Here is a 13,238-nt window from a genome sequence, read left to right on the forward strand (position 1 = left end):
GCAGATGTCCAATTCAGACCAGAAGCTCCTCGACGCACTCCGGGCGTCCATGAAGGAAACCGCCCGCCTGCGCACCCAGAACCGGAACCTGACGGCCGCCGCCCGGGAGCCCATCGCCATCATCGGCATGGCCTGCCGCTACCCGGGTGGCGTGGACTCCCCCGAGGGGCTGTGGCGGCTGGTCGACGAAGGGCGCGACGCCGTCACGGAGTTCCCCGGCAACCGCGGCTGGGACACCGAGGGCCTGTACGACCCCGACGGCGAGCGCCCGAACACCACGTACGTCAACCAGGGCGGCTTCCTGCACGAGGCGGACCGCTTTGACCCGGCGCTGTTCTCCATCAGCCCCAACGAGGCGCTCATCATGGACCCCCAGCAGCGGCTGCTGCTGGAGGCGTCCTGGGAGGTCTTCGAGCGCGCGGGCATCGACCCGCACACGCTCAAGGGCAGCCGGACCGGCGTGTACTCCGGGATGATGTACCACGACTACCCGTACAACAACGCCACCGGTTCCATCGCCTCCGGCCGGGTCTCCTACGTCTTCGGGTTCGAGGGCCCGTCGGTCACCATCGACACCGCCTGCTCCTCCTCCCTCGTCGCCATCCACCTGGCCGCCCAGTCGCTGCGCTCCGGCGAGTCCACCCTCGCGCTCGCGGGCGGCGTGGCCGTGATGTCCTCGCCCGAGGTGTTCGTCGAGTTCAGCCGCCAGCGCGGGCTGTCCAAGGACGGCCGCTGCAAGTCCTTCGCCGCGGCCACCGACGGCACCGGCTGGTCGGAGGGCGTCGGCGTGCTGCTCCTGGAGCGGCTGTCCGACGCCCGCCGCAACGGCCACCGCGTGCTCGCCGTGGTCAAGGGCTCCGCCGTCAACCAGGACGGCGCCTCCAACGGCCTGACCGCGCCCAACGGCCCCTCCCAGCGCCGCGTCATCCGCGCCGCCCTGGAGAACGCCGGCCTCACCACCGCCGACGTCGACGCGGTCGAGGCCCACGGCACGGGCACCACCCTCGGCGACCCGATCGAGGCCCAGGCACTGCTCGCGACGTACGGGCAGGGCCGCGACGACGACAAGCCGCTGTGGCTGGGCTCCCTGAAGTCCAACATCGGCCACTCGCAGGCCGCCGCCGGTGTCGCCGGCGTCATCAAGATGGTGCAGGCGCTCCGCAACGGCGTCCTGCCCAAGACGCTGCACGTGGACGAGCCGACCCCGCACGTCGACTGGGAGGCCGGCAACGTCCGGCTCCTGACGGAGGCGGTGGAGTGGCCCTCCGGGGAGCGCCCGCGCCGGGCGGGTGTGTCGTCGTTCGGGCTGAGCGGTACGAACTCCCACGTCATCGTGGAGGAGGCGCCCGCCGAGGAACCCGCCGAGGAGGCCGCCACCGAGGGCACCGCGCCCGTGCCGTCACTGGTGCCGTGGGTGGTCTCCGGCCGTACCCCGAACGCCCTGCGGGCCCAGGCGGCGAGTCTGGCCGCGTACGCGGAGGGCCTGGACGACACGGCGATCGCCTCCGCCGGCCGGGGCCTGGCCGCCCGGCGGGCCCGCCTCGACCACCGGGCCGTCGTCGTCGGCGAGTCCCGCGCCGAGCTGCTGGCCGGCCTGTCCGCGCTGGCCGAGGGCGCGGCGGCACCGGACGTCGTCACGGGTTCCGTACGGGAGGGCAGGACGGCGTTCCTGTTCACCGGTCAGGGGGCCCAGCGGCTGGGGATGGGACGTGAACTGCACGCCGCCTTCCCGGTGTTCGCGTCCGCGCTGGACGAGGTGGCGGCGGCCGTGGACGCCCACTTGGACCGGCCGTTGTACGAGGTGATCTGGGGTGAGGACGAGGAGCTGCTGAACAGCACCTCGTACACCCAGCCGGCGCTGTTCGCCGTGGAGACGGCTCTGTACCGGCTGGTGGAGTCGTGGGGCATCCGCCCCGACTACCTGGCCGGGCACTCCATCGGTGAGATCACCGCGGCCCATGTCTCGGGCGCGATCTCGCTGGAGGACGCGGCCCGGCTGGTCACCGCCCGCGGACGTCTGATGCAGGCGCTCCCGGCGGGCGGCGCGATGGCCGCCATCCAGGCGACCGAGGACGAAATCCTCCCTCTCGTCTCCGAGACCGTCGGCATCGCGGCGATCAACAGCCCCACTTCCGTGGTGGTTTCCGGTGTCGAGGCGGATGTCGAGGCGATCGTCGCCCAGTTCGCCGAGCAGGGCCGCAAGACCACCCGCCTCCGCGTCTCCCACGCCTTCCACTCGCCCCTGATGGAACCGGCCCTCGCCGAGTTCCGCCGGGTCGCGGAGAGCATCACGGTCAACGCCCCGCGCATTCCCGTGGTCGCCGGTGTGCACGGCGAGATCAGCGACGACTGGGGCACCCCGGAGTACTGGACCCGCCACCTGCGCGAAGCCGTCCGCTTCGCCGACACCGTCACCCACCTCCAGGAGCGCGGCGTCGAAACCTTCCTGGAGCTCGGCCCGGACGCGATCCTCACCGCGCTAGGCGCACAGACGGCCGCCGACGCCGAGGGAGCCGTCTTCGTGCCGGCACTGCGGCGCAAGCGACCGGAGGCGCGGGAGATCATCGCCGCCGCCGGCCGGGTGCACGCGCAGGGCGTGGCGGTCGACTGGGCGGCCTACTTCGGTGCGGTCGGGGAACGCTGGGCCGACCTGCCCACCTACGCCTTCCAGCACGAGCGGTACTGGGTCGAGCCGGACGAGGCCAGCGGTGCCGGACCGGTCTCGGCGGGCCTGGAGTCCGTCGGGCACCCCCTGCTGGGTGCCGCCATCTCCTCCGCCGACTCCGGCGAGATCGTCCTGACCGGGCGGCTGTCCGTCGACTCCCAGCCCTGGCTGGCCGACCACGACGTCCTCGGCACCATCCTGTTCCCCGGCACCGGGTTCGTCGAACTCGCCGTCCGCGCGGGCGACCGGGCCGGCTGCGACCGGGTCGAGGAACTGACCCTGCACGCACCGCTCGTACTGCCCGAGCGCGGCGGGGTCGCCGTCCAGGTGTGGATCGGCGCCCCCGACGCCGCGGGCCGCCGTACGGTGACCGTGCACTCCCGTCCGGAGCACGCCGACGACGCCGACTGGATCCGGCACGCCGAGGGCGCCCTGGCCCCGCAGGCCGGCGCCCCGGCCGCCGACCTCACCGCGTGGCCGCCGCCCGGCGCCACCCCGACCACCGTCGAGGGCGCGTACGAGCTGCTGCGCGACCGCGGCTACCACTACGGCCCGGTCTTCCAGGGCCTGACGGCCGCCTGGTCCTCCGGCGACTCGCTGTACGCCGAGGTCTCCCTCCCCGAGCAGTCGCACGAAGCCGCCGCCGAGTTCGGCATCCACCCCGCCCTCCTCGACGCGGCCATGCACGTGGCACTGATCGACGACGGTTCGAGCACGGACGAGTCCACGGTCCTGCCCTTCTCCTGGAACGACGTCACCCTGCACGCCGCCGGCGCGGCCACGCTCCGGGTGGCCATCACACCGTCGGGCCCGAACACGGTGACCGTCACCGTGGCCGACGCCGGCGGCGCGCCCGTCCTGACGGTCGGCTCGCTGATCTCCCGCCCGGTCTCCCAGGAGCAACTGGACGGCGGACCGCAGCAGTCGCTGTACGAGATCGGGTGGCACCCCCTGCCCGGCACGGCCGACACCGAGGCCACCCACCGGCTGTGGGAGGAGGTCACCGGCGACGAACCGGTGACCGGCGCGGTCGTCTACCGCGTCCCGCGGACGGACGGCCCGCTCCCCGAGGCCGTACGCGCCGCCGCGAACCAGACCCTGACGGTCATTCAGCAATGGCTGGCCGAGGAGCGGTTCGCCGACTCCACCCTCGTCGTCGTCACCCAGGGCGGTGTGGCCGCGGAGCCCGGTGAGCGCGCGGACCTGGCGCAGGCACCGGTGTGGGGCCTGGTGCGCGCTGCGCAGGCCGAGAACCCCGGCCGCGTCCAGATCACCGACATCGCGGACGGCTTGGACGGCCTCGCCGCGGTCATCGCCTCCGGCGAGCCGGAGAGCGCGGTGCGCGAGGGCAAGGTCCGTATCCCGCGCCTGGTCCCGGTGACCGCGCCGGATGCCGAATCACCCTCCCTGGACCCCGAGGGCACCGTGCTGATCACCGGCGGTACGGGAGGCATCGGCGCCCACCTGGCCCGCCACCTGGTCACCGAGCACGGCGCACGGCACCTGTTGCTGACCAGCCGCCGCGGCCCCGCGGCCGAGGGAGCCGCCGAACTCGCCGCGGAACTGCGCGAGTCCGGCGCGGAGGTGACCGTCGCGGCGTGTGACGTCTCCGACCGCGACGCCCTCGCCGAGCTCCTGTCGGGCGTCCGCCTGACCGGCGTGGTCCACGCGGCCGGGGCCGGCGACAACGGCCTGATCCCCACCATGACCCCCGACCGCCTGGACGCCGTCCTCGCCCCGAAGGCGGACGCGGCCTGGCACCTGCACGAACTCACCGCCGACACCCCCCTCGCCCTGTTCGCCCTCATCTCCTCGGCGGGCGGCCTCACCCTCGCCGCCGGACAGGCCAACTACGCCGCCGCCAACACCTTCCTCGACGCCCTCGCCGCCCACCGGCACGCCGAGGACCGGCCCGCCCGGTCCCTCGCCTACGGCCTGTGGATGGGCACCGGCATGGGCCAGTACATCTCCGACACCGACGTCAAGCGGATGCGGCGCCAGGGCCTGCCGCCGCTCACGGCCGAGGAGGCCCTCGCCCTGTTCGACGCGGCCCTCACCTCCGGCCGCCCCGCCACCGTCCCGCTGCACATCGACCGCGCGGCGCTCAAGGCCCGTACGGACGAGGTCGCCGCCCTCCTGCGGCCCGCGACCGCGCAGCGCCGCACGGTCCGGCGGAGCGCGCAGGGCGCGGCGGCCGACAGCTCGGCCCTCGCCGCCCGGCTGGCGGGGCTCACCGCCGACGAGCGCGCCGACGCCCTGCTGGAGCTGGCCCGGGAGAACGTCGCCGCCGTTCTCGGGCACGCCTCGGCCGACGCCGTCGAGCCCGACCGGGCCTTCCAGGAGCTGGGCTTCGACTCCCTCAGCGCCGTCGAACTGCGCAACCAGCTCGCCGCCCGCACCGGCCTCAGGCTGCCCGCGACGCTCGTCTTCGACTACCCGAACGCCCGCGCCGTCGCCGACTACCTCGGCGAGAGCCTCGCCGGGACGACCGCCGCCGCGGCCGTCACCGGCCCGGTCCGCGGCACCTCGGACGACGACGACCCGATCGCGATCGTCGCCATGAGCTGCCGTCTGCCCGGCGGCGTCACCTCACCCGAGGACCTCTGGGACCTGCTCCTCGAGGGCCGGGACGCGGTGTCCGTGTTCCCGTCGGACCGCGGCTGGGACCCGGGCGTGTACGACCCCGAGCCGGGCACCCCCGGCAAGACGTACGCGAACGAGGGCGGATTCCTCTACGACGCCGGCGACTTCGACCCCGGCTTCTTCGGCATCGGCCCCAACGAGGCGCTCGTCATGGACCCGCAGCAGCGTCAGCTGCTCGAAGTGTCCTGGGAGGCCCTGGAACGGGCCGGGATCGACCCGCGCTCCCTCAAGGGCAGCCGGACCGGTGTCTTCGCGGGCGTGATGTACCACGACTACGGCCAGGGCACCGAGGCCGCCGCCACCACCGGCGGCAGCCTGATCTCCGGCCGTGTCTCGTACACCCTGGGCCTGGAAGGCCCGTCGATGACCGTGGACACGGCCTGCTCCTCCTCCCTGGTCTCCCTCCACCTCGCGATCCAGTCGCTCCGTTCGGGCGAGTCCACGCTCGCGCTGGTCGGCGGCGTCGCGGTGATGGCGAGCCCCGACATGTTCATCGAGTTCAGCCGCCAGCGTGGCCTGGCCGCCGACGGCCGCTGCAAGTCCTTCGCGGGCGCGGCGGACGGCGCCGCCTGGTCGGAGGGCGTGGGCGTCGTGGTGGTGGAGCGCCTGTCGGACGCCCGCCGCAACGGCCACCAGGTCCTCGCCCTCGTCAGGAGCTCCGCGGTCAACCAGGACGGTGCGAGCAACGGCCTGACCGCCCCCAACGGGCCCTCCCAGCAACGGGTCATCCAGAGCGCCCTCGCCGCCGCCGGCCTGACCACCGCCGACGTCGACGCGGTCGAGGCGCACGGCACCGGCACCAAGCTCGGCGACCCGATCGAGGCGCAGGCGGTGCTGGCGACGTACGGCCAGGACCGCGACGACGACAAGCCGCTGTGGCTCGGCTCCCTGAAGTCCAACATCGCCCACACCCAGGCCGCCGCCGGCGTCAGCGGCGTCATCAAGATGGTCCTCGCCCTGCGCAACGAGGTGCTGCCGAAGACGCTGCACGTGGACGAGCCGACCCCGCACGTCGACTGGGAGGAGGGCAACGTCCGGCTCCTGACGGAGGCGGTGGAGTGGCCCGGCGGGGACCGTCCGCGCCGCGCGGGTGTGTCGTCCTTCGGTCTGAGCGGTACGAACGCCCACGTCATCCTCGAAGAGGCGCCCGCCGTGGAACCGGTGGCGGCCGAGGAGCACGCCGAACTGCCCCTGGTCCCCGTGGCGGTGACGGCCCGTACGCCTCAGGCCCTCGCCGAGCAGGCCGCACGGCTGCGCGCGCTGGTGGAGGCCGACGAGGAGCTTTCCCTGACGGATCTCGCCTTCTCGACGGTGACCAGTCGCACACTGCACGAGCAGCGGGCCGTGGTGGTCGCGGAGTCGCGGGAGGAACTGCTGGCGGGGCTTTCGGCTCCTGCGGTCAGTGGCGGCCGGGTGGACGGCAGGACGGCGTTCCTGTTCACCGGTCAGGGCGCCCAGCGGCTGGGGATGGGGCGCGAACTGCACGCCGCCTTCCCGGTGTTCGCGACCGCGCTGGACGAGGTCGCCGCGGCCGTGAATGCCTACCTCGAACGGCCGTTGTACGAGGTGATCTGGGGCGAGGACGAGGAGCTGCTGAACAGCACCTCGTACACCCAGCCGGCGCTGTTCGCCGTCGAGACCGCTCTGTACCGGCTGGTGGAGTCGTGGGGCATCCGCCCGGACTACCTCGCCGGGCACTCCATCGGCGAGATCACCGCGGCTCACGTCTCGGGCGCGATCTCGCTGGAGGACGCGGCCCGTCTGGTCACCGCACGCGGACGTCTGATGCAGGCCCTCCCCGCAGGTGGCGCGATGGCCGCGATCCAGGCGACCGAGGACGAAATCCTCCCCCTCGTCTCCGAGACCGTCGGCATCGCGGCGATCAACAGTCCCCAGTCCGTGGTGGTTTCGGGTGTCGAGGCGGACGTGGAAGCGATCGTCGCCGAGTTCTCGGAGCGCGGCCGGAAGACCACCCGCCTCCGCGTCTCCCACGCCTTCCACTCCCCGCTCATGGACCCGGCCCTCGCCGAGTTCCACCTGGTCGCCGAGAACATCACCGTCGCTGCGCCGCGCATCCCCGTGGTCGCGGGCGTCCACGGCGAGGTGACCGACGGCTGGGGCACCCCCGACTACTGGACCCGTCACCTGCGCGAAGCCGTCCGTTTCGCCGACACCGTCACCCACCTCAACGCACGGGGAGTGACCCGCTTCCTGGAACTGGGCCCGGACGCCGTCCTGTCCGCGCTCACCCAGGCCACCGTCGACGACACCGTGGTCGAGGCGGCCGTACGCCGCAACCGCCCCGAGGCCCGCACCCTCCTGACCGCCGTCTCACGCCTGTTCACCGCGGGCGTCCGCGTGAACTGGACGGCGTTCTACGAGGGCACCGGAGCCCGCCGGGTCGACCTGCCCACCTACGCCTTCCAGCACCAGCGGTACTGGATGGAGGCCACGGCGGTCACCGACGTCGCCCACCACGGCCAGACCTCGGTCGGCCACCCGCTGCTCGGCGCCTCCGTCGCCCTGGCCGGTTCCGACGAGGTGGTCCTCACCGGGCGGCTGGCCGCGGCAACACACGGCTGGGTGGCGGACCACGACGTTCTGGGGACCGTGCTGCTGCCCGGCACCGGCTTCGTCGAACTCGCCCTGCGGGCGGGGGAGCAGGCCGGCTGCACCACCCTGGAGGAACTCACCCTCCAGGCGCCCCTGGTGCTGCCCGCGGACGGCGGCATCGCCCTCCAGGTCGCGCTCGGCGCGCCCGACGACGAGGGCCGACGGGCCGTCCGTATCCACTCGCGGCACGAGCACGCCACCGCCGACAGCCCGTGGCTGCTGCACGCCGAGGGCCTCCTCGGCACCGGCGCGCCCGCTCCCGCCGCGGGCCTCACGGCCTGGCCCCCGGCCGGCGCCGTCCAGGCGGACGTGACGGACACCTACGAGGTCCTCCAGGAGCGCGGCTACCACTACGGCCCGGTCTTCCAGGGCCTGAAGGCCGCCTGGACGGCCGGCGACGACATCTACGCCGAGATCGAGCTGCCGGAGAAGGCCCACGGCGACGCCGAGGACTTCGGCATCCACCCGGCCCTGCTCGACGCGACCATGCACGCCCTCGGCATCGGCGGCTCCGCCGACGACGGCGAGGACGGCGCCCGGCCGCTGCTGCCCTTCCACTGGGAGGACGTGGCCCTCCACGCGGTCGGCGCCACCGCCCTGCGCGTGCGCATCGCCTGGACCGGCGAGAACACCATGTCCCTGGAGGCCTCCGACACGACCGGCGCCCCGGTGCTGTCCGTGCGCAGCCTGACGTTCCGCCCGGTGTCGCAGGAGCAGCTGGAGGGCGGTCGGCCGGACTCCCTGCACGAGATCGCCTGGCGGCCCCTGCCCGGCGCGGCGGCCACCGGGACCGCCGCCCACCGGCTGTGGGAGGACGTGACCGGTGACGAGCCGGTCTCCGGCGCGGTCGTCCACCGCGTCCCGCGGACCGACGGGCCGGTGCCGGACGCCGTACGTGCCGCCACCGGCGGCACCCTCGCCGTCATCCAGCAGTGGCTCACCGACGAACGCTTCACCGACTCCACCCTCGTCGTCGTCACCCGGTCCGGTGTGGCCGTCGACGACGACGAGAGCATCGACCTCGCCCAGGCCCCCGTCTGGGGCCTGGTCCGCGCCGCCCAGGCCGAGAACCCCGGCCGCATCCAGATCACCGACACCACCGGCGACGACCTCGACGGCCTCGACGCGGTGATCGCCTCCGGCGAGCCCGAGAGCGCCCTGCGCGCGGGCGGCGTCCGCATCCCCCGCCTGGCCCCGGTCGCCGCCACCCCCATCGACAGCCCCGCCCTCGCCCCCGAGGGCACCGTCCTGATCACCGGCGGCACGGGTGGCATCGGCGCCCACCTGGCCCGCCACCTGGTCACCGAGCACGGCGTGGGCCACCTGCTGCTGACCAGCCGGCGCGGCCCGGCCGCCGAAGGCGCCGCCGAGCTCACCGCCGAACTCGGCGAGCTCGGCGCCCGGGTCACCGTCGCCGCCTGCGACGTCTCCGACCGCGACGCCCTGACCGAGCTCCTGGCCGGCATCCCCGCCGCCCACCCCCTCACCGGCGTGATCCACGCGGCGGGCACGGGCGACAACGGTCTGATCGCCACCATGACCCCCGACCGCCTGGACGCCGTCCTCGCCCCCAAGGCGGACGCGGCCTGGTACCTGCACGAGCTCACCGCCGACGCCCCGCTGGCCCTGTTCGCCCTCATCTCCTCGGCGGGCGGTCTCACCCTCGCCGCCGGACAGGCCAACTACGCCGCCGCCAACACCTTCCTCGACGCCCTCGCCACCCACCGCGACACCCACGGCCGGCCCGCGCAGTCCCTGGCGTACGGCCTGTGGCTGGACACGGGCCTGGGGCAGTACCTCTCCGACACCGACGTCAAGCGCATGGAACGCCAGGGCCTGCCGCCGCTCACGGCCGAGGAGGCCCTCGCCCTGTTCGACGCGGCCCTCACCTCCGGCCGCCCCGCCACCGTGCCCCTGCACATCAACCGCACGGCCCTCCAGTCGCGGACGGCCGGGAAACTCGCCGCCCTGCTGCGTCCCGTCACCGCCCAGCGGCGCACGGCAGGGGCCAAGGCGGTCGAGGCGGAGCTCATCTGGCCGCGGATCGCCCAGGCCTCCCGCGGCGAGCAGGAGGCGGCGCTGCGGGAGCTGGTGCAGACGCGGGCCGCGGCCATCCTCGGGTACGCGGACCCGGCGGAGATCGACCTCGAGCGCGGGTTCCTGGCGTCCGGCTTCGACTCGCTCAGCGCGATGGAGCTGCGCAACGTCCTGATGATGGACACCGGGCTCAAGCTGCCGCCGCTGGTGGTGTTCGACAGCGAGACCCCGGCCCGGCTGGCCGCGCTGCTCCTGGACGAGTACGCCGTACAGGCACCGGCCGCCGACACACCCGAGGCGGAAGCAGCCGCGGAGCGGGCGGAGGCCGTACGGCCCGCGCGGGCCGCGGGGGAGACCCTGCGCGACCTCTTCCACGCCGCGGTGTTCGGCGGCCGGGCCGACAAGGGCTTCGACCTGCTGAGCGCGGCGGCCGCGGTCCGGCCCGCCTTCACCGACGCCACCGAACTGGACGGCGTACCGCAGGCCACCCGGCTCGCCGACGGACCCGACGGACCGCACCTGGTCTTCGTCAACACCCCGATGGCGACCGGCGGCTCCTACCAGCACGCCCGGATCGTGTCCCAACTGCGCGGCCGGCGCCGGGTGTCGGCCCTGCCCGTCCTCGGCTTCGACGCCGGCGAACAGCTCCCGGCGACGCCCGAGGCGGCCGTGCAGGGACTGGCCCGTACGGTGCTGGAGGCGACCGGCGGCGAGCCGTTCGTACTCATCGGCTACTCCTCCGGCGGCACCCTGGCCTACGCCACCGCCGCACACCTGGAGCACGCCCACGGCGTCCGCCCGCACGGCGTGGTCCTGCTCGACACCTACACCGTGCACGACGGGGCGAGCGAGGGCGTGCCCATGGACGCCCTGGCCCAGGGCCTGTTCGACAAGGAGGCGGTGTTCGGGGAGTTCGACACCACGCGGCTGTCCGCCATGGGCCGCTGGGTGGAACTCGTGCCGGACCTGCCGGTCGCGCCGGTGTCGGCGCCGGTGCTGTTCGTGCAGTGCACGCAGTCCTTCGTACCGGACGGCGACGACCCCTCGCCGGAGCTCACCACCGGCCGGGCCGAGCCCTGGGAGACCGAGCACACCCTGTGCCCGATTCCCGCGAACCACTTCACGCTCGTCGAGGAACGCGCCGACGTCACCGCCCGGGCCATCGAGGAGTGGCTCACCACCGAGGCCCTCGACACGACCGAGACGCTCGCCGCTTCGCGGGCCGCCCACCAGAACCAGGAAGTGATGTGAGATGCCGGCGAAACCCAAACGACGCAAGGGCACGGTCCCGTTCGGGCCGTACGAGACCTGGTACCAGGTGACGGGCGACCTCTCCTCCGGCCGCCCGGCCCTGGTCGCCGTCCACGGCGGCCCCGGCAGCACCCACGACTACCTGCGCAACCTCACCGAACTCGCCGCGGACACCGGCCCGGTCGTCCTCTACGACCAGCTCGGCAACGGCGGCTCGACCCATCTGCCCGACAAGGGACCGGAGTTCTGGACCCCCGACCTGTTCGCCGACGAACTCGCCAACCTGCTCACCCAGCTCGGCATCGACGACAACTACGTCCTGTTCGGCCAGTCGTGGGGCGGTCTGCTCGTCACCAAGTTCGCCGCGGCCCAGCCCGCCGGACTGCGCGGCCTGGTCATCGCCAACGCGCCCGCCTCCTACCCGCTGTGGCTCGAGGAGGCGGCCCGGCTGCGCGCCGAGCTGCCGCCCGGTGTCAACGAGACCCTGCTGCGCCACGAGGCGGCCGGGACCACGGACACCGAGGAGTACCACGCGGCGATGCGCCCGTTCTACGAGAAGCACGTCTGCCGCCTCAAGCCCTGGCCGCGCGACTACCTGGCCTCGTTCTACGAGGTGTACAACGACCCGACCGTCTACTACGCCATGAACGGCCCGAGCGAGTTCCACGTCGTCGGCACCCTCAAGGACTGGACCGTCACCGACCACTGCCCCGACGTCGCCGTGCCCACCCTGATCATCTCCGGCCGGTACGACGAGGCCACGCCCGCCACCGTGCAGCCCTTCCACGATCTGATTCCGGACAACCGCTGGGAGATCTTCGAGGAGTCCAGCCACCTGCCCCACCTGGAGGAGCCCGAGCTGTTCCAGAAGGTGATGAAGGAGTTCCTGGACGGCGTTTCCGCCAATCGCTGAGGCCGAGTCGAGGACAGGGCGAGCCCCTTCCGCCACAGTGGTGCCGACACCGCCGGGCCCCGCAGGGCCCGGCGGACCCGATTCGGTACAGGGGGAGCACCATGGGCACGCTGGCGGGCAGGACGGCTCTGGTCACGGGCGGTTCGCGAGGCATAGGCCGGGCGATCGCCGTACGCCTGGGCGCGGAGGGCGCCCTGGTCGCGGTGCACTACGGCAGCAACGCGGCCGCCGCCGCGGAGACCGTCGCGCGGATCGAGAAGGACGGCGGCCGGGCGTTCGCCGTCCAGGCGAAGTTCGGTGAGGACGGCGCGGTCGACCGGCTGTTCGAAGGGTTGACGGCACAGCTGCCGGCGGACGGCGGTCTGGACATCCTGGTCAACAACGCGGGCATCTCCTCGTCCCACTCCATCGGCCAGATCTCCGCCGAGGAGTGGGAGGCGCTGCTGGCGGTCAACATCACCGCGCCCTTCTTCGTCACCCAGCGGGCCGTGCCGATGCTGAACGACGGCGGCAGGATCATCACCATCGGCTCGGTGGCCAGCCGGTTCGCCGTCTCGACGCAGATCGGCTACAGCATCACCAAGGCGGCCCTGGAGGCGCTGACCCCGGCGCTGGCCAACGAGCTGGGCCGGCGGGGTATCACGGCGAACACGGTCGCGCCGGGCACGGTACGCACCGACATGACCGCGCACTACACCGCCATCCCCGAGGTGGTCGCCCAGCTGGAGTCGGTCGTCGCCCTCGGCCGGCTCTCCGAGCCCGAGGACATCGCCGACGTGGTCGCCTTCCTCGCGGGCCCCCAGGCCGCCTACATCTCCGGCCGCACCCTCGACGTCTCGGGCGGCACCTACCTCGGCCCGATCATCCCCGGCTGACGGACAGCCCCCAGACCCCGGGCGGCGCCGATACGGTGACGCGAGTGGCCCTCTAACGGGCGTGGTTAGCCTCTCGCCATGTCTGTGGAAACCACCGAGCCGCCCGGGGCGGGCGCACCGCCCGCCAAGGAGATCCGCCGTCTGGACCGGGTGGTCATCCGGTTCGCCGGGGACTCCGGCGACGGTATGCAGCTCACCGGTGACCGGTTCACCTCGGAGACGGCGTCCTTCGGCAACGACC

Annotated in this window: 3 protein-coding genes; all 3 read left to right on the forward strand. The window is 73.6% G+C overall.

The window, feature by feature from the left end; genetic code table 11:
- Window positions 1-4 precede the first annotated feature (4 nt).
- The 3 genes from ABZ915_RS41435 to ABZ915_RS41445 all read left to right on the forward strand — a co-directional run bounded on the left by ABZ915_RS41435 (window position 5) and on the right by ABZ915_RS41445 (window position 12,997).
- Window positions 5-11,209, forward strand: coding sequence for a type I polyketide synthase (locus ABZ915_RS41435; RefSeq protein ID WP_361814238.1), 11,205 nt, complete (start codon window positions 5-7; stop codon window positions 11,207-11,209).
- 1 nt (window position 11,210) lies between these two features.
- Entirely contained in the window at window positions 11,211-12,122 is a 912-nt protein-coding gene (locus ABZ915_RS41440; protein WP_361814240.1) for a proline iminopeptidase-family hydrolase, read from the forward strand.
- A 101-nt stretch (window positions 12,123-12,223) separates the two neighbouring features.
- Complete coding sequence (locus tag ABZ915_RS41445) at window positions 12,224-12,997, forward strand: SDR family oxidoreductase (RefSeq protein WP_361814242.1); 774 nt, start codon at window positions 12,224-12,226, stop codon at window positions 12,995-12,997.
- Window positions 12,998-13,238: the final 241 nt, after the last annotated feature.

The sequence above is a fragment of the Streptomyces sp. NPDC046915 genome, assembly GCF_040644935.1.
GTDB lineage: Bacteria > Actinomycetota > Actinomycetes > Streptomycetales > Streptomycetaceae > Streptomyces.

Bases quoted from the DNA above. Each gene is read 5' to 3' on its own strand.
- ABZ915_RS41435 (WP_361814238.1), top strand. From the start codon at position 5: ATGTCCAATTCAGACCAGAAGCTCCTCGACGCACTCCGGGCGTCCATG.
- ABZ915_RS41440 (WP_361814240.1), top strand. From the start codon at position 11,211: ATGCCGGCGAAACCCAAACGACGCAAGGGCACGGTCCCGTTCGGGCCG.
- ABZ915_RS41445 (WP_361814242.1), top strand. From the start codon at position 12,224: ATGGGCACGCTGGCGGGCAGGACGGCTCTGGTCACGGGCGGTTCGCGA.